A 23,016-nucleotide genomic window follows, 5' to 3' on the forward strand; every position below is an offset into this window, starting at 1 on the left:
GTTTAATTAGTACCTGTGGGTAAGCCTTCGGCTAAATTGATCTCATCCTTAATAAAATCATACCCTTTTTCTTCCAGTTCCAGGGCCAGTTCTTTACCTCCTGATCTCACCATACGACCATTGTATAACACATGTATAAAATCGGGTTGCAGGTAATCCAGTAAGCGCTGGTAATGGGTAATTATTAGTATGGCCCGGTCCTTACTGCGTAGCTGGTTTACCCCGGCAGCCACAATACGCAGGGCATCAATATCCAAACCGGAATCTGTTTCGTCCAGTATGGCCAATTTGGGTTCCAGCATAGCCATCTGGAAAATTTCGTTGCGTTTTTTCTCCCCGCCAGAAAAACCCTCATTAACAGACCGGCTCAATAAAGCCTGGTCAATATTAACCAGCGCCATTTTCTCCTTCATCAGTTTCAGAAAGGTAACAGCATCCAGCGGTTCTTCACCCAGGTATTTCCGCTTTTCATTCACTGCGGCTTTAATAAAATTGGTTGTACTTACCCCGGGTATTTCCACCGGGTATTGAAATGCCAAAAACAAACCTTCACGGGCCCGGTCTTCAGGCGGCATCTGCAGCAGGTCTTTCCCAGAAAAGGTAACCGAACCCTGGGTTACTTCGTATTCTTCTCTTCCGGCCAGTACCAGCGCCAGCGTACTTTTCCCCGAACCATTCGGCCCCATAATGGCATGAACTTCCCCCGGTTTGATTTCAAGATCAATCCCGTTTAGTATTTGCTTCCCTTCAATGGCCGCGTGTATATTTTTTATAGATAACATAGCAGTTCTATAACGTGTTTTATAAATAATCTGTGTGTTTCAAAATTACCCTACGCTGCCTTCCAGACTGATAGCCAGCAGCTTTTGCGCTTCTACGGCAAATTCCATAGGCAGCTGATTCATTACTTCTTTGGCAAATCCGTTAACTATCAATGCCACGGCAGTTTCGGTATCAATCCCCCGTTGCCTGCAATAAAAAAGCTGGTCTTCACCAATTTTTGAAGTAGTTGCTTCATGCTCAACAATTGATGTGGTATTTTTAACCTCAATATACGGAAAGGTATTCGCACCGCATTTGTCGCCCAGCAGCAGGGAATCACATTGCGAATAATTACGGGCATTAGTGGCCCATTTGCTGGCGCGTACCAGCCCGCGATAACTATTATTACTATGCCCTGCAGAGATCCCTTTAGCTACGATCCTGCTTTTGGTATGCTTGCCGAGGTGGATCATTTTGGTACCGGTATCCGCTTGCTGATGGTTGTTGGTAAGTGCGACCGAGTAAAACTCGCCAATGGAATAATCACCCTTCAAAATTACGCTTGGATATTTCCAGGTAATTGCCGAACCGGTTTCTACCTGTGTCCATGATATCTTGGAATGATCGCCCTGGCATATGCCTCGCTTGGTAACAAAATTATAAATGCCGCCACGCCCTTCTTTGTCGCCGGGATACCAGTTTTGAACAGTGGAATACTTGATCTCCGCCTTGGTAAGCGCAACCAGCTCTACTACGGCTGCGTGCAGTTGATTTTCGTCGCGCATAGGCGCTGTGCACCCTTCCAGGTAGCTAACGTAGCTATCGTCTTCAGCAATGATTAACGTACGTTCAAACTGGCCAGAGTTTTCTGTATTGATCCGGAAATAAGTGGATAACTCCATGGGGCAGCGTACGCCTTTAGGAATATAGCAAAAAGAACCATCGGTAAATACAGCCGCATTCAGCGCCGCAAAGTAATTATCGGTCATGGGCACTACAGAACCCATGTATTTTTTTACCAGTTCGGGATGCAGTTGTATAGCCTCGCTCATGGAGCAGAAAATAACGCCGATTTCCGACAATTGCTTTTTGAAGGAAGTAGCCACAGAAACGCTATCCATCACCACATCTACCGCTACACCGCTCAGCCGTTTTTGTTCGTCAAGGGAAATACCCAGTTTTTCAAACGTGCGGCGCAATTCGGGGTCTATCTCATCCAAACCGTTTAACTGCTGCTTTTGTTTAGGAGCGGCATAATAAATAATATCCTGGTAATTGATTGGCGGATAGGTCACGTTCGGCCACTTTGGCTCTTCCATTTTCATCCACTGGGCATAGGCTTTAAGACGCCAGTCCAGCATCCAATCGGGCTCGTTTTTTTTGGCCGAGATCAGGCGGATAACCGATTCGTTAATCCCCTTCGGAGCGGTGTCCGTATCTATATCTGTAACAAAACCGTATTTATAATCATTTAATACAGTTTGTTCCAGTGTATTCAGTTCTTCTTTCATGATGCCGGTCTTTAAGTGGAATCAGTAATAATAACACCACAAAGATACGGTCATTATCTGTTTATACAAAAAAGTATAAACAATATGACAATGGCATCACTTTGGGTAATCCGGCAACAATTCACACTAATTTTTGAAATAAGCGGATCCATGAGTACCTGTTCAGGGCATCTTTTAGGATTTGGGGCTGTTTTAAGAACCGGGCGCAATTGCAGCGCCCGATTCTCCGGCTATTTTAGCCGCTTAGGAATGATTGGCTCCTAAGGGTATACCGACTATAGATGTAGGGAAGATTATAAAAGGCTGCGCCCTGAAAAGAGCAGCCTGCACCATTAGGTGCTACCTATTTGTAGAAAAGACAAGCCATTACTTTTTGCCTCGGAGAGGCTACCCTCTCACAATAATGTTATTTACCTTGTTAATTGAGGGTTGCACCTACGGAGCAAGCTTGTTTTTTGTTCAAAACTACTACAAACAGGTTGCTCCTAACGGAGCATACTTACGGCGATGAGATTTATCTACCCGGCTTTAAAATCCGCTGTCATCCAAAGCAAAAGTATTTTTCCTTTCCTTCCATTTACCTTTTGTAAAATCCGGAAATTGGATACTTGCGTTGCCTTCTTTTAATGATTGGGTTGATAATGGTGTGATTACACTCATGGTAACCGAATCATACACATCAATTGGTGTTTGCCGTTTTTGCTTCACCGACTCTATAAAGGCGTTAAATACAAACCAATCCATACCCCCATGCCCTGCACCTTCGGCCAGCTTTTCGTATTTTTTCCACAGGGGGTGATCGTATTTATCGAACCATACTTTTGCCGGATCCCATGAATCATCTTCTTTCGACTGATGATCGATATATACACTCTTGTTTACATCCATCCAAAGCCCCTTTGTTCCCTGTACCCTGAAACCTAAGGAATACGGCCTTGGCAAGTGTGTATCGTGGCTTAGCAATACAGTTTCGCCATTTGCACAATTGATCATGGTGGTAGTTACATCACCATTTTTGTAATTGATCTTCGCGTTTTTATGGCCAGGTGATTGTTCCTCCACGTAAGCGGCTAATCCTTTCGCTTTTGAACTAAACGAAACCAAATTGGTAAAACGATTACCTGCATTGATATTCGCGTAATGCATGCAAGGGCCTGCTCCGTGAGTTGGGTAAATATCGCCATCCACGTCAATATTATACTGGGTACGCCATTGGGCCTCGCTCAAAGCATTAGGGCCAAATTCCACGCCGCCGCCATAGTATTGCTTGCCGTTATTAAAAAGTACATTCCTTAGGTTATGCTGATAACCTCCCTCTAGGTGAATCATCTCGCCAAACAGGTCCTGCCTCACCATGTTCAGGGCCGCCATTACGTCCCTGCGGTAACAAACATTCTCCAGTGTCATATATGGCATGCCTGTTTTTTCAGATGTATGTACTATATCCCAATGCTCATCAACCGTTAAGCCTGCAATTACCTCGCAGCCTACATACTTACCGGCCTTCATCGCATCTATAGCCTGCGGATGATGAAACTGCCATGGAGTGGCAATAATCACGGCATCGATATCCTTATGATCCAATAACTTTTTATATGCATCCAACCCGCCTGTATATTCCTTTACCGGGGCATGGCCCTTTTTGGCAATATACTCCCTGCAAATTTTAAGCGAGCTTTCCTGCGTATCACAAATGGCCACTATCTCCACATCATCGCGCAGCAAACCTTCGGCAATATGGCTCATGCCACGGGCGCCAACGCCTATATAACCTAATCGAACCTTGGCCGGCGCCGAAGCAAATAAGCTTCCGGTGGGTAATATGCTAAAACCGGCTACGGCAATCGCACTGTTTTTGATAAATTCTCTTCTTTCCATTTATAATTATTGTTAGTTGCTTTGAGGTTATAAATAAATCGTCCTTGTGAGGATTGTTAAAAAAAAGCTGTTATGCCAAGCATATCGAAGCATAGTGGGCGAAGACCTCTGCACACCCCCCTTCGACAGGCTACCCATGATGTGTTTAAAAAACCYTTTTGTCATCCTGAACGCAGTGAAGGATCTACTCTCCGCCATGCTTCTTCGCCCTGTATAGTCTGCGAATAGATCCTTCACTGCGTTCAGGATGACAAACCTTTTAAAACGTCTTTCCACTCAGGGTGTCAAGCCGGTTTAAGTAAACACGTCATCCTCATTTTTTACCAGGTATAAATGTACCGGCATTCATCGTTTTTGTAAAGAATATATAGCTTCCATTTTAACGCAAACGTTTGTAATCCTGTCGTGTTTATCATTTAACCAATATCAACAAATAATAATTGTGGTTAGCTCTCCCCGACAGCCTTTTCCCTATATAAAACTCACAAAGCATAATCTCCCGGCCATTGGCAATGCCCCGCTTTAACCGCTATAGTAGCGGCATTTATATTTTAGGTTGATAAAACTTAAATTAGCAATTTATAGCCACTCTTTTAAAACTGTAATGAAATTACGCATTAAGCAGGCGTATTTAAATACCTTGCTGTCAAAACAACACGCAAACGTTTGCAAAGCAATAATATCATAATATTCTCCTAACTTTAAATTTGCAAACACATACACACAGCCCCGGATAATGCAATCAAAACCAACTACTATAAAAGAGATAGCGCAATTACTGGGCATCTCGGTTTCCACAGTTTCAAGGGCCTTGCATGATCATCCCAGTATTGGGCTTACTACCCGTGCCAGGGTTAAAAAACTGGCCGGCGAGTTAAATTACGAGCCAAATCAAACAGCCATATTTTTACAGAAAGGTAAAACCCACACCATCGGTGTTATTTTACCCGAGCTTTCCGAAGCTTTCTTCTCATCGGCCATAAGCGCGATTGAAGATACCGCCTACAAAAAAAACTATACCGTACTGCTTGCACAATCGCACGATGATGAGCATAAAGAAAAGCTGCTTGTAGAAAAAATGAAAAATCACCGGGTTGATGGCTTGCTGATATCCCTGAGTAAAAACACCTCGTCTTTTCATCATTTCGAGAATTTAAAAAAATACAATATCCCGGTAGTTTTTTTCGATCGCATCCCCCCTATGCCCAACATACACTACGTAGCCTGCAATATGGAAACAGGTACTGTTGAGGCCGTTAGCTATTTATTAAAAAAAGGACATCGTGTAATTGGGATGATAAACGGTCCGCAAACCATGGTAGCTACCGGCGAAAGAAAGGAAGGTTATATTAAAGCCATGACCAAAAACAGGCTAAAATATGATCCTTCATTAATTGTATCATGCGACCTTACCGAAGAGGGCACAAAAAAAGCATTGGATAAGTTGTTAGCCGGTAAAAGGAAACCTACCGCAGTTGTAACTTTTAATGATTATGTGGCCCTTTTTGCTATCAAACACGCACAAAAATTGAATATTAAAATAAACAAAGACCTTGAATTTGTGAGCTACGCCAATTTACCTTTGATTAATTATATGGAAAATATACCCGCGGCTTCTGTTGAGCAATTCCCCTATTTGCAGGGGCAAAAGGCGACTGATATCCTGATAGACCTGCTTCATCACCAGCATAAAGGAACTAATGAACAAAGTGCCTATTACAAGCTCATTATTGAATCGCAACTGATCGAAAACAAAAAATAATCCATTAAAAAACACTCAAACGTTTGCACACCGGTTTCATAAGCCAATTAGGTATGTTTGACCAAATAATCTCAATAAATAATATGTTTGATGATATACTAAGGGGCTTTGGATTAAATGTTTCAGCATATGATATCCGGGCTTTTGGCTCCGGCTTAATAAACCATACCTATAAGCTAAGCGGTAATGAAGGGACCTACATCCTTCAACAAATTAATACCAGCGTATTTAAAAATCCCGGTTACATAGTCAGCAACCTGGCTTTGGTAAAAGAGTACCTTAATAAAACCAACCCCGGTTACCTTTTTGTAGCGCCGTTAAAAACCATTTCGGGCGACTTTATGGTTAGCTCATCAGATGGTAAGTTTTACAGGCTGTTCCCGTTTATTGAGGGATCACATACGGTAAATTTTTTGCAGAACAGTACCGAAGCTCATGAGGCTGCCTTGCAGTTTGGCAGATTTACCTGCCTTCTGAATCATTTTGACATAGGTCAGCTTAAATATACTTTGCCTGATTTTCATAATCTTAAACTTCGGTTCGATCAGTTTACGGCCGCCGCTCAAAATGCCGATCCGGCTAAATCAGCGCAGGCCGCAGTAGAGATAAAGGAGGTTTATAACCATCACCAGGTGGTACAAACCTATAACCAGGTAGTGGCTAATAATGAAATTCCGTTGAGGGTTGTACATCATGATACCAAGATTAATAATGTGTTGTTTAATGATAGCGGTAAAGCCCTTTGCCTTGTAGACCTTGATACCGTAATGCCGGGGTATTATTTAAGCGATGTGGGCGATATGATGCGCACCTACCTGTCGCCTGCCAACGAAGAAGAAACCGATATGGATAAAATACACATCAGGGAAGATTTCTTCAGGGCGATATACAAAGGTTACATGACCGAAATGGGCGACATTTTAACCGAAACCGAAAAACAGCTTTTTATTTTCTCGGGCAAACTGATGATATACATGCAGGCTTTGCGTTTTTTAACAGATTTTTTGAACAACGATGTCTATTACGGCGCGCAATACCCTGGTCATAATTTAATGCGCGCAAAAAATCAATTTAAGCTGCTTAACGAATACGTCAATGCCGAGCCATCATTTAAAATACTGATAACTAACGTTAATAAGGATTTTTTGACTGCTACCAATCAAATTGATTAGCGGTTTTTTTTGGGGCGGAGCTGAACAGGTGCCTCGTGATCGTCATTGCTGTATCCACCAGGGTAATCCTGGAAAAAATGGGGATGACGCGTTGGGTTTACGGCCTCACAACACCCATGTCATTGCGAGCGCAGCGCGGCAATCGCGAACTGTGCAGGTCCGCCCTGTATAGCATGCGATTGCTTCGTTCCTCGCAATGACATGACTTTAAGTTATTGAGTATCAATACCATTTTGAGTTCTTAATGTAGAGACGCATAATTGCGTCTCCCGCGTGCAAATCCCACATGCAAATTCCGCGTGCAAATCGCCCTTGCAAATCCTGAATGTCCTGCGGGAGACGCAATTATGCGTCTCTACAAAATTACCGTTTAAAATTATGTTATTACTGTTTTTTCCAGCCAGGCTCGTGGCAATGACAGTGGGATAAGTTCACTATTTATTGCCCGACAGCCGATCAAATAAGCCAATCACTTTCATATTTCTTAACTGGTTTTCTTCCGCAATGGCCGATGGGTTTAAAAAATCCTTATTCAGCTTTGCAAATCTTTCATCCAGACTTTTTGAACCTGTTAACAGCTGCTTCAATTTGCCAATAACAGCGGACTTTTGGGCCTCATTAAACGAGGGTTGATTTACCTCTTTTTCTATCAGCTGGTAAGTAAGGTAATAAGCCCTGATATCGACCATCAGCTTAAAATGTTCAAACTCCTGCTGGTTTTTTAGTGGTTTTAATGCATAAAGCTTTTGCTGGGCTATGGTACAGCTATCCAACAACTGCGGGATAGACATTGGGGGTGGTGATATAACCTCGCCCTGTTGAATTTCATAAGGTGCTGTTTTTAAAGCTTCCCAAAACGATGATGCCCCGGCCTTATCCAATCCGAACCGGTCTTCGGCGTATTTGTAAACAAATAGGTTTATATCTAATGACTGCTTGCTTTTAAGTGCCTCGAAGTAAGCTGCTATCGAAATATTAAACCCCGATAATGGATACACATGCCTTATAGCATATAACTCGGAAACATCTGCTTCTGATTCATAGACCGACGAATATTGACCCGATGTTGACCAGGAGGTCATGATCATGCCTTTATAACCCAACCTGGCTGCTGCAGGTATAAAATCGCGGATGTTTTTGAAGTGTTTTTCCCATTGGGTAAGATTATAATTATCCGGACTTGAACGTAAAGCCGGAGAACCCCAGATCTCGAAACCGCTTTCCATCAGCTTTTGATGGTCGCCAAAATGGCTCATATCCCAGCCATAGTTCCAATCTACAAATACGGTTTCTTTGGGGAGAGATTTGATGGCTTCCGGATACTTTAAAGCAATATCCGCCCAAAGCACTGGTCGCTTACCTAATTTGATCACAATATCGCACAGCATTTTAATGTAGTCGGTATACAGTTTGGATTTGCCTTCCTTTTCGGCCTTTGCTTTACATCTGGCATCGTGCCCAAGTAAATAAGTCTCGTCGCCGCCGATATGGATATATTTTGACGTGTGCGTAGCTGCCAGTTCGGTATACAAATCGGTAAACAGCGCCTTGTCGCCATCGGTTTCCAGCGGGCAAACCTGCGATACATCCTTTTGATCCTCGCGCAGCTTCTTATACCTCTCATGCCGCAGGATATATTCCACGTGCCCAAAGCTTTGCTGCAGGGGTATTACATCAATACCCAAACTATCGCAATATTTAATAAAGCTTTTTATCTCCTGTTTACTGTAAGCATAACGGTTTGGTATCAGTGGGTGCTTCTCAAAAGGATAAGTACCCTCCCACTCCATTACAAGCGTATTCATACCATGCTGCTTCAGCTTTAAGGCAAAATCCATCAGGGCGGGCATGGTCATAACCTGGATGCGTAGATCGATGTGAAATCCCCTGACCGCAAACGGGGCCGTTACCGTTTTACTTTGTTGTGCAAACAAAGTATTTAAACAAGCCAGCAGTAATAAAACAGGTAACAGTTTTTTCATGGTTGATATTTCAGATATGTGTGCCGCTTTTATCATCAGCAAAAAGCAGCGCATGCGGATGTTTACGCAATATGGTTGATGGATATTTCTCGCTGATAGCAGCGTTTAAAGTATGATAAACAGCTTCGGCCTTTTTTTCACCGGGAACAATTATGTACAGGTAAGGTGCACTTGCCAACGCCGGAATAGTTAACGTTAAAGCATGCGTAGGCACATCTTCTATCCGGGCAAAACAGCCATCATTAACTTGTTGGATCCTGCATGCGTTATCCAGATCGACAACCTTTACCAAAACGGGGTCGTTAAAATTGGCCACATGCGGATCATTAAATGCAAGGTGTGTATTTTCGCCAATCCCCAGGCAAACGATATCCGGGGGGAGCTGTGTTAACAGATCTGCATAACGCAAGCATTCCTCATCTGCATCAGGTGCATTGCCGTTTAGGTAATTCACACTGTTAAAGGTCACTTTGTTAAACAAACGTTCCTTCAAAAAATTCCCGAAACCCTGCGGAGCATCTGCCTCCAGGTTTAAATACTCATCCATATGAAAGCCGTTGATCCTCGTCCAGTCAATATCCTGTGCCAATAAAGCTTCCAGGAACTCATTTTGAGATGGTGCCGCAGCGAAAACAATGTTCACAAAGGGTTTTACATTGAACAGCTCATTTATCTTTTCGGCAACGGCTATGGCGGCAGCCAGGCCCATCAAATGCCTGCTTCCAAAAATTTTAACCGCCAGGTTATCTTTAATAAGTTCTTTCATTATTTAGCCCGGTGTTTGGTTTGCTTCATACACTACCCTGCCATTCACCATAGTTGTTTGAATATTGATCTGATCATCAAATATTACAACGTCGGCGTCTTTCCCGGCAGCTAAAGCACCTTTGTTGTCGCCTACCCCCATAATGGTAGCCGGATTTTGGGTCATCATCCTTATAGCTTCAACCAGGGGAACGTTCGCCATATTCACCATATTCCTCACCAGCCTGTCGCAGGTGGCAACACTCCCGGCAAATGACGATCGGTCGGGCAGTTTGGCAACGCCATCTTCTACTATTACTTTTAGCCCGGTATCTTTATTGCCCAGCACACTTTCTCCTTCGGGCATACCTGCGGCGCGCATGGCATCAGTGATAAGGGCAATTCTATCGGGCCCCTTGATCTTGTAAATCAATTTTAACAACGGAGCAGGCAGGTGGATACCATCCGCAATTACTTCAACATCCATGGCATCTATTAAAAACGCGCTCTCGATAACGCCTGCATACCGGAAAGCATTGCGCCGGGAAACACCCGACATACCCGAATATAAATGGGTAGCCAAGGTATACCCGTTTTCAAAAGCCTCCACAACTTCCTCATAAATGGCATCGGTATGGGCTAAAGCGGGAATGATCCCATTTGCCTGCAGGTACCTGGCAAATTTGATTGCTCCGGGCAACTCGGGCGCGGCGCTCCAGCGTTTAATAGCTTTTGAATAGGCGATGACCTCTTTGTATTCGTCCTCATCGGGATTTCGGATATAACGGGGATCCTGCGCACCGCGCTGACTCATGGCAAAGTAAGGCCCTTCTAAATGCATGCCCAAAAACTGTGCACCCATGGTATTTTTAGCATCGGCAAGGGCATATAGATCAAGTGTTTTTAACAAGTCGGCTTTTTCGGAAGTAAGGGTTGTTGGCACCATGGCTGTTGTACCGTAGCGGGCATGTGTGCGGGCTATCGCTAAAAACGCTTCTTCGCTGCCATCCATAAAATCATGACCACCGCCGCCATGCACATGAATGTCAATAAACCCCGGCGAAACGTATTTACCTGCTGCATCAATAACAGTAGCATCCGGCGCGTCGATATCACGCTCGCTTACGGCCTTAATTTTTTTTCCGCTGATAAGCACCGTTGCATTGCTAATGCGATAGGGTGTAATAACGCGGCCGTTTATGATCTTTATTTGTTTATCCATCTGCTATAATGGCCTACAAGTTAAGTCGTTTTAGCTATATTTATACATTTTTCCCGATATTTCTCGAGCAAAAATTTGTTCGGTTTAGCTACTTTGATCAAACGGCTTACCCCATTTAAATCTGCGGTTTGTCCTATGGTTTCTTAAATAAATAAAAACCCACAAAACACTAAAACACTTATAATCAAACAATTAAGTGTCCCACCCCTATTTTTTTTTAAATACTTAAAGCATTGACTATCAGCAGAAAAGGTGTTTCAGCCGTTCCAATGCGTTCCACCGTTCCGGTGGAACACCTAAACGCTTTATATTTATTTCCCTCTCCCGGTTAAGCTTTTAATCAAGTCGGTTTCATCAGTTTTATATGGCGTACCATCCTGGCGAAAGATATCATGAAACCATAATTTAGGTTCGCTGCCATCTGGCATTGGGGCATCCCATGCATAAATGGTATTGGTTTTGCCAGATACAAAACCCCAGTTGATGGCGCCCACATTTTCCTTTTTCAACATCGGTAATACAGTACTAAACAGGCTGTTACGCGGGCGGGCCATATACTCAGTACAGATCAGCGGGCGACCAACCATTTTAAGGAACTGAACAGTTTTTAAGTGCTCAGCCTCCGGCGAATAATCGTGATAAGTAACCACATCCGAATTAGCTATTTGGAAACGGTTCAGTTCCTCTAAATTCCATGCCCATACACCCGCGCTTAGCGGCTGGGCCGGATTTATCTGCCTTGCCCATTTAAATATGTTTTTAAGCAGCGGTAATGATTTATTGCCTTTATCCGAGTTGCCTGGTTCATTGTACAAATCCCAAAGCAAAATGCGCTTATCGGTAGCAAACCGGCTTAAAACATCCTTTACATATTTCTGTAGAATCGGGGAATCGGCCATTTCCTCGGATGCCGGTTGCCCGGGATCCTGCATCCAGCCGGAGTTATGGATCCCTGGTTTTGGACCTGGTTGTTTGCCAATTTTTGGGACCTTGTTCCAGCAATCATCAAAAAACACAAACATGGTTTTGATACCATGCTTACTGGATATGGCCAAATATTGATCCATACGTTTCTTAAACCCTTCCGGATCCTGCTGCCAGGCAAGGTGATGTAAAAATACGCGCATTACATTCATACCTAAGCCCTGGGCATATCCCAACTCACGATCAATAGTTTTGGGATCAAATGAATCGGCCTGCCACATTTCCAGCTGGTTTATGGCGTTGCTTGGTATAAAATCGCTGCCAACCAGCCACTGATTTTTAGCATACCACTCCTTTGCCCTTTGTTGCGACCATACTTGTGCCGTTGCTTTTTGCTGGGCGGCCAGCCTCATGCTCAATGACATTAACAAAGCCAGGGCTACTACTTTTAATTTAGTTTGCATATATAGGTGTTTTATGGTTCTTATTAATTAACAGTATGTTATATGTCACTTGACTCTAAAACTGTGTATAATTTTTATTCCACTGCCGGGAACGAGGAAATCCTTAATCTTGCGCCTTCCAACGGGACCAATGTTAAACCGGCAACCGGCCCATTAGTTTTAACCGGGCTTTGCGGCAATATACCACAAAGGCCGTAGTGATCAATAGACCATGACAGAATCTTTTACCTTCTAATTCAACAGGGGCGCTTGCATTAGTAAGGGTCATCCTTTGGCCACGCACGATGGATTATTTCTATCGACTTCTCATTATGCCTATATAGAAGGAATGCAGAACTACGTAAACATATTCACCTTAAAAGGCAAATATGTAACCATGCTCTCCCTCAAAAATCTGGAGGAGAATTTAGCGGGCAAAGCCTTTATCAGGGTACATAAATCATATGTAGTAGCAATTGGCAAAATAGAGGGTATAGAGGGCAACGAAATTTTTATTCAGAACAGCAAAATTCCCATTAGCCGTAATTACCGGGAGCAGGTTATAAAGCAGGTAGTTACCAACAGGCTTTGGGACAAAAAATAGCCGCATTGACTACGACAAACGTATCGTAATCAAAGCAGGCTATCTACATGTTAATCAATTATTAAATTAGGGGTATATGCTTTTTTATATCATAGGGTACTTTTGCAAAACATTGATAGCATTACTACTTCTTATCGCAAACCAGGAACACAACTCCTCTTGCCGGCACGGAAACTTTTATTCCCCCACTTGTATTTGATGAGCTTGCCGGAAGCACAGCATAATTTGATGGACCGCCAACATCGCCGGATGGACCGTTGTTATTTATGATTACCTTACCCGAGTATGATCCGTTATCGGTGCCGCCTTTCAATGTGTAATAGTAGTAGCTGGCCCCGGTATAATAGTTTTTAAAGTTGACATTAACTACCTGGTCGGTACCGCTTTTATTTACCAATGTAACACCGGCTTCGCCCGATGTAAACGAAGATGCGTAACTAACAATATCTGTATTACCCGTTACAGTTGAACTTATCATCCTATCTCCAAAATATTTTTGAAAGTAATACAGGTAATAAAACGCCGGTCGCGGGGTAAAATCCGTTGTGCCATCCTGTTTATAGGTAAACAAACCATGATCATTACCATCGCTGCCGCCATTGGCTAAATCCCAGCGGCAGGCCATACTTACCTGGTTTTTAATTAACTCGCCAAGTACCAAAACCGCGTGTACGCCATTCACATACGATACCTGCTGCCTTGAACCGGCTGCAAATATGTTCCACTCGTCCATAGCAACCGGTTTTTGTGCCACGCCTGCCTTTTGAATGGAGCTGTTAACCCAGTTTAGCATTGAAGTTGTAACCGCTGATGGGGTTGCCAGGATAACCTCTGGAGTTGAATTTTGGTTAAATGGTGTATAGTAGTTATGCACCACAAAAAAATCGGGCGATGAACCGGCGGCTGATAATACGCCTGCATTCCAGTTTTGCACTCCTACCGAATTGTTTTGGTCATCTACGTCGGTGATTACAACACCTATTTTAATGGAGGCACCTACGTCGCTGGCGGCTTTGCGCATCGAATCCGCAAAAACCTTAAAATGGGTTCCATATAGCTGGCCCGTTAAAATTTCGGGTTGCCCATCCTTATTTTTTGATACATCAATACGGTAACCGGCTTCCCAGTTACCAAAATTTTCATTACCCACCTCCCATAATTTGGTACGGCCTTTATCATTTCTAACCCATTGGGCAGCATAATGCGCAGCGGTCTCTACCGGGTGGTCGCTCAATCCATAACGCGCATAGCCATAATTTACGGTGATAATACCCGTACTATTAGTTTTTTGTAACAACGAATAGTAATTATCGAGGCTTATTGACCAGTTATCAGTAACCATGCCGCTCCAGTACCCGGTAGCAGGATCAGGAGTGCCGTCGGCTTTTAATAATTGCGCGGGCACATCGCCAGGTTTACCCCCAGATGGAAGGTCATAAAAATAAACATCTGATGTACTCCCCCCCGGCGCCCTGATAATGTTGGGCGAAAGATTACTGATATTTTTTATAAGGCTGGCATCAGTAAACTGACCTGTATATGGGGTAAGATTGTTACCAAACAAATTCTTTGAAACTTTTGATACCACTTGTGCAAAGTCTGCGGTTACGGTGATCGTTGATGTGGTACCGGGTTTAGCTGCATTTTGCGCCGATGGTTTTGTAAATATTTTACCCTCCCAGTTATCTAAAAAAAAGCCTTGCGAAACCGCGATAGCAGGATTTGTTGGTGATGTAATCGGGCCGGTTGCGCCTCCGTTATCTATAGCGACAACCACCGTTGTATCAATTTTTTTTTCCTTTTTACATGCCTCTGATGTTAAAAAGGCTATTAATAATACAAATACACTCTTTGTCGTCAATTTCATTCTTTTGTTTTTTGCCTTAATAGGGGTTAAAATATGGCTTGTATGACCTGCTTGCCAAACATGTGTTTTTTTTAAAATTATGCCACTGACGCCTTTAAGTTAACCTGCGGGTGTAGTATACAACCTGCTATCATATAGGTTGACCTAAACTCATTTGGGGTGAATTGTTTTTTGCGTTTAAATATCCTGTTGAAATTGGATATGTTGTTGAAGCCGCATTCATAAGCGATCTCGGCCACTGTAGTTGTGGAGTCTATCAGCATCCTTGAAGCATGCCCTAATCTTATTTCGTTTAAACTATCGGTAAACGTTTTGCCGGTACGCTTTTTTATAAAACGGCTAAATGAAGCTTCGGGCATATGAATAACCCTGGCAGCCTCGGCCAATGTTACCCGGCGGTTGTAATTATTGTTCATATGCTCAAATACCTTCTCTATTCGCCGGCTGTTGTAATAAAATCTTTCATTTATAAAGCTCAGATCCGATAAAGTTTTCATGTCGACCGAGGTTGACAACTCGTGCAGAATAGATAGCAGTTCTAAAACAGATATAAACCCGCTTTTTTTATTCAAGGCCAAAATCCTTTCCTTTACCGCTAAAATTGTTTCCGGAGCGAATATGATACCCATAGGTGCACGTTGAAGCATACCCTTTAAAAAACTGAGTTGATTTCTCCTTAAAAATTTCTCATCAAAAAGGTCCTTATGAAACTGGATAATGATCTCTGTTATCTCTTCACTTTTACATTCATTGGTAAACCAGCCATGGTAAAGATCGGGGCCGATAAGTACCAGTTCAAGATCATCAATTACGTCCATATGGCCCCCAACAACGCGTTTGGCTCCTTTTGCATTCAAAATCAAATGCAGTTCGTAATCATCATGATAATGAAGAGGCGAATCAAATTTATTATCGGTCTTCGCGAAAACGGTAAAGCAATCGCCGGCTGTCAGCGGGGTAATTTCGCGCATTACATTGCTTGTCATCATAATAATTTTATTTAACTGCCAGCTGGTCGGCAACAATCTTGGCTGTAACATCATCTATTATCATCGTTCCGGAGGCATTACCCATTGCAAGAAGAATTTTAAAGTTCGAAGCCTTCTCAGGTATTTTAATCGCTTTAGTAAAAAGAGTCCATTCCAGATCACCTGTTAAGCGGGCAATGTTTTCGCCACCGTTTATTTCTTTATCGCCGCTATCCATAAAAACAACACTAAATATGGCGCCATCCCAATCATTTTTACCTTTAACAACATTTATGACTTTTATCCAGGCGCCAAACTCAATAGTTGTGTTTTTTTTGGGGATGCGGATTACCTGGTCGGTACCCATCCAATTATCGATAGTTGTGCTGATAATGGCGCAACTGTTTTTGCCGGTTTTAAAGTCCCAGGGCGTAAGTTTTAAATTATTTCCGCTCCATCCGTACAATTCATCTTCAAAACCGCTATTGGTTACCAGGTTTTTTTGCGCTTTAGCCAGTAAGCTCAGCATAATTAAACTTATGCAGCACGTTATTTTAATCGCCTTCATTGTTCATGTGAGTTTTAAAATACCATCTCCTGGCCTACTCAATTCGGCCAGGGGATGGGTATTATCTTAAAGCAACATATTACTGTATAACGCCTACGTCGTCTAAATAAAACAACGAAGCTACTCCACTAAATTCCTGGAAAATAATTGAATTTACTGTTTTAGGCGCTGTGCCCCCAGTATTTACAAAGGCCGTCATCGGGATATTAAAGTTTGTCCAAACGCCTTCTTTTAAAGTAATTGCTACTGCGTTATTAAAGTTATAATCAAGTAATATATGTATAACCTTGTTATCGGAACCCTTACCACCATAAATCGACATTTTAAAGCTTTTTAAAGCAACATTGCCTGGAGCCTGAATAACATAAGCATCGTAGCCACCGGCATACTGTACCTTTATTGATTTGCTACCGCGTGCAACAGGCGAACTATTGTTACCATCGGGCGAATTGCTCCAACCATATTGCCCCCATCCGTTTTCAAAACTATCTTCAAACGCAGCCTGCGAAAATCCGAAAGGATATACACCGAAAGCTTCGGTGTGATTGTCTGGGATACTCAGATTTATGCCATTTGATCCTAGGGGCCCCGATGTTGTACCACCACCCAAAGTAGCGGTAGTAGTAACCGAGATAATATTTGGGCCTGATAAACCAGCGGGTACTTTCACTGTAGCCTGCGTAGGTGTAAAGGAAACTATCTGTGCCGGAGTTGTACCAAACTTAACACTACTCAAGCCGTTAAATGTAGTTCCGTTGATAACGATCAGGTCGCCGGCATTACCTGCGGTAAAGTTCACCGATGTGATGGATGGGAAAGGCTGCTCGATGATAAAATTAAAATCAACCGAGCCATTCTGGGTCACTACCTTCAACTTATTAGGCGTGCTTGCATCACTAAAAGGCACAGTTGTAGGTATATTGATAATAAGGCTCTTATCCGTTGCCAGCGCGGTGTTGAAATAAATTTCGACGCCATTGACGTAGATATGCGTTGCACTGCCCAGGTTTGCACCCACAATCATATACGGGGTATATATTTTACCCGATGTGGTGGTAGAGTCAAACGGTGTTGGTCTATGCTCGCCATAAGTTGAGGACGAATCAAGCGTTATCCGGTGTTCAATTGATGTCAGGCTATCTTTGGTAAGCGTGCGCACACGGGAAATAGTGGGCGCACCTGTTCCGTAGTTGTTTTTATCCTTTTTACAGGATTGCACTGCAAGTGTAGCCAACACGGCCAGCAGTAAGTATAGGCGTCCTGATTGTTTAAATATTTTTTTCATGTTAATGCTTTTTACTATTTGAATACGTAAGGAACCGGTGGATCTAATAATTTAGGGTCAGTTGCGGTTTCTGTTTGCGGGTAAGGAAACACAAAAAACGAACTTTGCGCTACATTTTTCTGGCTGTATACAACCGGCGGGGTATCATTACTAAATGTGCCACGCTCCTGGTTGCTTAAAATTGCTACAGCTTTAGGGTGGTTTACTTTTAAAATACCTTGCCAGCCATCAATACGGCCCAAATCAAACCAATAATCAAATTCAAAAGCAAGCTCCATCCGGCGTTCGTGTAGGATATCATTTTTGGTAAATGATGTTACAGTATTTAAACCAGCCCTGTTCCTGATCATGTTGTAATACCTTAAAGCAAGCGGATCAGTTGTGCTGCCGTTGCTGCCTAAAATAGCTTCTGCCTCAATCAGTAAAACTTCGGCGTAACGCATCAGGTAGGTATTGTTTGCGGCTGATTGTGCCGCGCCTACACCGCCATTATCTGCCGGCGTACCCACTACATACTTTTTCATACCTGCTTTGGTACCCTGTGAGTTCACATTATTAGGCACGGTGAAACCTCCACTGGCCTGGTCAATTTCAGGGTACTTATCGCCGGCCAGCATAATAGTGGCATGCTTGCGGTTATCGCCTGGCTCGTAAGCTCTTTGAAAGTCAATTGTTGGACCCATTACAGAATAGCCGTCACCGGTGCCTGTAACACCACTTATTGCCCACGAAGCCTGTATAGAGTTTCCATGGCCATAAGATGCACCACCTGCCCATTGCAAGGCCGCAACAGATTCTTCGTTATTGTTGTTAGCAGTTTTAAACAAATCGTCATAATATTTACCGTCTACCAAACCGGTGTAGCCGCCTGATGCTATTTGTGCATCATTTATATAACCACGGTACAATTTAAACTCGCCGCTATTGATTACCTTTTCCGCCTCAGCCCGGGCATTGGTGTAATCTTCCATATACAGGTATACCTTTGACAGCAATGCCGATGCCGAACCGCTTGAAACATGGCCCTGTGCCTGGCTCGATCCGCTGCGGATCATCTTGGTACAATTAGCCTCGGCAAATTTCAAATCGTTGATAATGAATTTATACACATCAGTAACCGGGTTAGTATTAACCTGAAAATTGGTTACAAAGTCTTCACTGTTCTCGATGATAGGCACATTGCCCCATAACCTTACAATATGGAAGTAGGCTATAGCACGCATAAAATGCGCCTCGCCAAGGGCATTATTGATAACAGCCTTGTCAACCGATGCCGGAGCATTAGGTACGTTATTGATGACAGCGTTTGATTGCGCAACAACCGTAAATAAAGAGTTCCAGGCATCGGCAAGGCGGGGGTTAATATTGGTAAGCGAGAAATTGAACAGGCTTATTACGTCATCAGAATAGGTACGCCCGTTACCGCCGGCCAGTTCTGTAATTGCCCAGCCTGCTTTGTTGTTCCAGTTAAACCATGGCGAGTTATACAATGCGTTGGTGCTCGCGGCTACCTGGTCGTTTGTTTTATAAAAGTTATCTACAGTAATAGCGTCCTCGGGCGGTCTGTTAAAAAATTCCTTTTTACAACCGGTTACTGTGAATGTGCTCATCACCGTAACGCCTATAAAATATTTTATATGTCTTTTCATGTTAAATTCTTTTTATGGATTAAAATTCAGCGTTAACACCAAATGTTACTGTGCGTGGAGATGGGTAGCGGCCCAAATCAACGTTTGTTAAAAACACATTCTGGTTCATGGCGCCAACTTCGGGGTCTAAACCTTTGTATTTAGTAAATGTGTACAGGTTTTGACCGCTCGCAAATACCTTAAACCTGTTCAGTTTTATCTTGCGGGTCCATTTTTGTGGCAGGTTCCATGCAAGGTTTACATTCTGGATTCTTAAGTACGATCCGCTTTCTAAAAACCTATCAGATGTAAACAGGTTKGGGTTATCCAAACCGGCACGCGGTGCCGGGATATTAGATGTTGGGTTGCTCGGGCTCCAGAAATTAGCAGATGATTGCAGCTGGTTCACGTACAGGCCCGATAAGCCCGCAGTTGTATAATTTAACGCGTTCAATATTTTAGCGCCGTATGAGCCGGTCATGAAGATGTTTAGATCAACGGATTTATAAGAGAACGTATTGGCAATACCGTAAGTAAACTTAGGGTTAGGGTTACCCAGGTAAGTCTGGTCTTTTTCATTAATCAGGCCGTCGTTATTTAAATCCTTATACCTTATATCGCCTAACCATGTACCTGTAGAGCTATTCGCGATTGGCCTGTCGAATTGGGTTTTTGAGCTGGCCAACTCCGCATCGCTTTTAAATAAGCCATCTGTTACATAACCATAAAACTCACCAACCGGTTGCCCTACAGCGGTACGGGTAATACCCCTGTTTAAGAAGCCATTGGTAATATTGCCTGCAATAAACGGCGTTCCGTTAGCTAATGAAAGCACTTTGTTTTTGTAGTGCGAGAAATTTAAAGTGGTTGCCCATTTAAAATCTTTACCGACAATATTTTTGCTGTTGATAGAAAATTCGAACCCTTTGTTGCTCAGCTTACCAGAGTTAAAATATGGCGGGTTTACACCACCAAGGTATGATCCGCTTGCACCTTCGCCCACAAGAAATGCGGGTAGTGCTGCCTGGAAAAGAAAATTTTTTGATGTCTTATCATAATAATCAGCACTTGCATCAATCCTGTTATTGAACAAACTGAAATCGATACCGAAATCGGTTTGGATCCCGGATTCCCATGTTAGGTTAGAATTTTTGATCTTGTCGATTAAAAAGCCTGTACCAAAACCTGTTGCAGACGGCTTTAAAGCTGCGCCATATAGGTAGTTGGGTACGTTTTGGTTACCAACCTGCCCGTAACTGGCTCTTAGTTTCACGTTATCTGCTATATTTTTAATGCCTGCCAAAAACGGCTCTTCAGATAAGCGCCATGAAACGGCTACCGAAGGAAAAAAGCCTGTTTGATGACCTTCGGCAAATTTCGACGACCTGTCTGAACGGCCTGTTGCTGTTAAGCTGTATTTACTATCGAAGGTATAAACTACGCGCGCTATACCCGATTGCATCGCCTGGCTGCCCTTATACTCGTCAATCCGTGCCGATTTCGCATCACCCAGGTTCAGGGTTTGCAAATCATTACTGTAAAAGCTTTGTGTGTAAGCACTTACGCCGTTCCATTGCGCTTCGTTAACCTCGTAACCCAGTGTGGCATATACATTGTGTTTTTTGGCAAATGTGTGGTTGTATGAGAAATACTCTTTCCATCCCCAGTAAATTTGCGTTTGCCATGATTCGGTTAAATTGGCTGTTTTATTAATGTACCCTCCCCAGGCATAAGTTGGGTTAAACTGCAATGCTTTCGACCAGTTAAAATCGCCGTTAACTTCCGACCGTAAGGTTAAATCGCGGTATATTTTTATATCAGCATATAAGCTGCTGTTGACATTGTGCCTAACCAGCGTATTGGTTAAAGATAAAGCCTGCGCAACAGGATTTATAGAACCTCCTGTCGCATTATCGCCGGTAAGAATAGGGCCTGCGAATGATCCATCAGGGTTTCTGACCGGTACATCGGGAGCGCTTAATAATGCGGTATATACAATGCCGTTGTTATCGCTAAGGCCCCTGTTTTCTTCGCTACGGGTTCCACCTATTACTGCACCAAACTTAAGCCATTCCTTAACTTGGGTATTAATGTTTGAGCGTAGGCTATAGCGTTTGTAAGTACTGCCCAGTATAGTACCCTTTTGATCAAAAAAGCCGCCCGATACATAATAATCCACGCCATCCTTACCACCCGATACTGATACCTGGTGACTTTGCTGTGGCGCAGTCCTGAAAACTTCTTGTTGCCAATTGGTACCCTTGCCTAATAATTCCGGCGATGCAAACTCAGCTCTGCGGGGTACCTGCACGTTGTCGGCAAGGGCGTTTTGCAAAGTCGCATATTGCTGCAGGTTCATCATGGGTAAAAATTTACCCTGTTGCTGAAAACCATAATAACCATCATAACCAACACGGGCGCTTCCGTTTTTACCTCGCTTGGTGGTAATAATGATTACACCATTTGAGCCTCTTGAACCGTAAATGGCTGTTGATGAAGCATCCTTTAATACATCTATGGACTCGATATCGCTCGGGTTAAGCATCGACAACGGGCTTACCGCAACTTCATCATTATTACCTAAGGCGGCAGAACGGCCGCTGGTGGCCCGGTTATTAGCATCGCCAAATATGGGCACGCCATCAATAACGTACAATGGCTCGTTTGAGCCTGACAATGACGATATACCACGGATGTGAACCGATGTTTGACTACCCGGCGCACCTGAGTTTTGCGTAACCGTTACACCGGCAACTCGGCCCTGCAATAACTGATCTACACTTGATTGTGGCACATTGGCTATATCTGATGCCTTTATTGATGATATGGCACCGTTTACATCCTGCCGCTTTTGCTGGCCGTAACCAATCGCTACGGTAACTTCGGCTAAACTTGTTGTTGATGATTTAAGCGTAACATTAATTGTTGTTTTAGCGCCAATAAGCACTTCCTGCTTCTCGGCTCCGATAAACGAAAAAACAAGAGTTTTGGCGTTTGCGGGTAGGGTAACACTGTATTTACCGTTAATATCGGTTACAACCGAAACCTTGGTATCTTTAACTGATACTGTAGCACCAGGCAGGGTAACACCTTTTTCGTCAGAAACTGTTCCCTGGATCACCGTTCCCTGGTTTTGTGCCACCCCCCGGATGCACATTAACAGTAAAGGGAACAGCAATGCTATTCGTAGAATTTTTCGCATAATAATTGGTTAATTGATAATTGATTTATTGATTGTTTTTGGTTTTGCTAATTGGTACACACGTTCTTCAAATCAGAAACAGATCAATAGGTTCGGACAGATGCAGGTTAACAACTTCAACCGGCATCTACAGGTAGGCCAGCTATAATTGCGGGTAAACTGTCTTCACTAAAATTTGTAAACTAATTCTCCAGGTTTATTATTCAGCTGATATGCTAAAAGCAATTCATTGAATATTCGTTTTGTTGATGGTAAAATTATATGCTAAACAAACCCCGGTTGTGGATAAATAGGGGCACAAATGTCAACCTTAACTATCTAATTGATTATCAGATATTTAATTAAATAAAAGGAGATATTTGCAATTAAAACGCACAAAAAAGATTACAAATGTATCCCCATACTGCCGTGATCTTGTTTTTGAAAATGCCATAATAGTATTAGTTTGGTGCTAACAACTGAAGGGTATCGAAACCCAATTTGCACCTGACAGC

The 23,016-nt window shown here is 43.0% G+C and carries 17 protein-coding genes; 4 read left to right on the top strand and 13 right to left on the bottom strand.

What is annotated here, in order from left to right; genetic code table 11:
* Positions 1–2: 2 nt before the first annotated feature.
* From sufC to AC1DQW_RS12075, 3 genes are all read right to left on the bottom strand, one after another.
* The gene (gene sufC / locus AC1DQW_RS12065) at positions 3–782 is read right to left on the bottom strand and encodes a Fe-S cluster assembly ATPase SufC (protein WP_477454310.1); all 780 of its coding nucleotides are present in this window, start codon (positions 780–782) and stop codon (positions 3–5) included.
* Between the two features lie 45 nt (positions 783–827).
* The gene (gene sufB / locus AC1DQW_RS12070; protein ID WP_477454311.1) at positions 828–2,273 is read right to left on the bottom strand and encodes a Fe-S cluster assembly protein SufB; all 1,446 of its coding nucleotides are present in this window, start codon (positions 2,271–2,273) and stop codon (positions 828–830) included.
* A gap of 528 nt (positions 2,274–2,801) precedes the next feature.
* Positions 2,802–4,151 carry a Gfo/Idh/MocA family protein gene (locus tag AC1DQW_RS12075; protein ID WP_477454312.1) on the bottom strand — a complete coding sequence of 450 codons (1,350 nt, stop codon included), beginning with the start codon at positions 4,149–4,151 and terminating at the stop codon, positions 2,802–2,804.
* A gap of 736 nt (positions 4,152–4,887) precedes the next feature.
* Between AC1DQW_RS12075 and AC1DQW_RS12080 the strand changes: the two genes are divergently transcribed.
* Positions 4,888–5,913 (top strand): LacI family DNA-binding transcriptional regulator, encoded by a 1,026-nt coding sequence (locus AC1DQW_RS12080; protein WP_477402874.1) that lies wholly within the window; start codon positions 4,888–4,890, stop codon positions 5,911–5,913.
* Between the two features lie 53 nt (positions 5,914–5,966).
* On the top strand, positions 5,967–7,085 hold the full coding sequence (locus tag AC1DQW_RS12085; protein WP_477454313.1) for a phosphotransferase enzyme family protein: 1,119 nt from the start codon (positions 5,967–5,969) through the stop codon (positions 7,083–7,085).
* Between the two features lie 434 nt (positions 7,086–7,519).
* Here AC1DQW_RS12085 and AC1DQW_RS12090 read toward each other — a convergent pair whose 3' ends face one another.
* The 4 genes from AC1DQW_RS12090 to AC1DQW_RS12105 all read right to left on the bottom strand — a co-directional run bounded on the left by AC1DQW_RS12090 (position 7,520) and on the right by AC1DQW_RS12105 (position 12,421).
* Positions 7,520–9,067 carry a beta-N-acetylhexosaminidase gene (locus AC1DQW_RS12090; RefSeq protein WP_477454314.1) on the bottom strand — a complete coding sequence of 516 codons (1,548 nt, stop codon included), beginning with the start codon at positions 9,065–9,067 and terminating at the stop codon, positions 7,520–7,522.
* Between the two features lie 10 nt (positions 9,068–9,077).
* Positions 9,078–9,833 carry a glucosamine-6-phosphate deaminase gene (locus AC1DQW_RS12095; protein ID WP_477454315.1) on the bottom strand — a complete coding sequence of 252 codons (756 nt, stop codon included), beginning with the start codon at positions 9,831–9,833 and terminating at the stop codon, positions 9,078–9,080.
* Between the two features lie 3 nt (positions 9,834–9,836).
* Entirely contained in the window at positions 9,837–11,033 is a 1,197-nt protein-coding gene (gene nagA, locus AC1DQW_RS12100; protein WP_477454316.1) for an N-acetylglucosamine-6-phosphate deacetylase, read from the bottom strand.
* Between the two features lie 311 nt (positions 11,034–11,344).
* Complete coding sequence (locus tag AC1DQW_RS12105; RefSeq protein ID WP_477454317.1) at positions 11,345–12,421, bottom strand: cellulase family glycosylhydrolase; 1,077 nt, start codon at positions 12,419–12,421, stop codon at positions 11,345–11,347.
* Between the two features lie 42 nt (positions 12,422–12,463).
* On the opposite strand from AC1DQW_RS12105, the gene AC1DQW_RS12110 reads away from it, so the two are divergent.
* On the top strand, positions 12,464–12,619 hold the full coding sequence (locus AC1DQW_RS12110; RefSeq protein WP_477454318.1) for a hypothetical protein: 156 nt from the start codon (positions 12,464–12,466) through the stop codon (positions 12,617–12,619).
* 130 nt (positions 12,620–12,749) lie between these two features.
* Positions 12,750–13,004, top strand: a complete 255-nt coding sequence (locus AC1DQW_RS12115) for a LytR/AlgR family response regulator transcription factor (protein WP_477454319.1) — start codon at positions 12,750–12,752, stop codon at positions 13,002–13,004.
* A gap of 124 nt (positions 13,005–13,128) precedes the next feature.
* Here AC1DQW_RS12115 and AC1DQW_RS12120 read toward each other — a convergent pair whose 3' ends face one another.
* From AC1DQW_RS12120 to AC1DQW_RS12145, 6 genes are all read right to left on the bottom strand, one after another.
* Positions 13,129–14,871 carry an alpha-L-arabinofuranosidase gene (locus tag AC1DQW_RS12120; RefSeq protein ID WP_477454320.1) on the bottom strand — a complete coding sequence of 581 codons (1,743 nt, stop codon included), beginning with the start codon at positions 14,869–14,871 and terminating at the stop codon, positions 13,129–13,131.
* A 77-nt stretch (positions 14,872–14,948) separates the two neighbouring features.
* The gene (locus tag AC1DQW_RS12125) at positions 14,949–15,860 is read right to left on the bottom strand and encodes an AraC family transcriptional regulator (protein WP_477454321.1); all 912 of its coding nucleotides are present in this window, start codon (positions 15,858–15,860) and stop codon (positions 14,949–14,951) included.
* Positions 15,861–15,867: 7 nt separating this feature from the next.
* Positions 15,868–16,407, bottom strand: coding sequence for a carbohydrate binding domain-containing protein (locus AC1DQW_RS12130; protein WP_477454322.1), 540 nt, complete (start codon positions 16,405–16,407; stop codon positions 15,868–15,870).
* 79 nt (positions 16,408–16,486) lie between these two features.
* Complete coding sequence (locus AC1DQW_RS12135; RefSeq protein WP_477454323.1) at positions 16,487–17,692, bottom strand: IPT/TIG domain-containing protein; 1,206 nt, start codon at positions 17,690–17,692, stop codon at positions 16,487–16,489.
* A 14-nt stretch (positions 17,693–17,706) separates the two neighbouring features.
* Positions 17,707–19,341 (bottom strand): RagB/SusD family nutrient uptake outer membrane protein, encoded by a 1,635-nt coding sequence (locus tag AC1DQW_RS12140; RefSeq protein ID WP_477454324.1) that lies wholly within the window; start codon positions 19,339–19,341, stop codon positions 17,707–17,709.
* Between the two features lie 19 nt (positions 19,342–19,360).
* Positions 19,361–22,522 (bottom strand): SusC/RagA family TonB-linked outer membrane protein, encoded by a 3,162-nt coding sequence (locus tag AC1DQW_RS12145; RefSeq protein WP_477454325.1) that lies wholly within the window; start codon positions 22,520–22,522, stop codon positions 19,361–19,363.
* Between the last annotated feature and the right edge of the window lie 494 nt (positions 22,523–23,016).

The sequence above is a fragment of the Mucilaginibacter sp. P5_A4 genome, from assembly GCF_056400605.1.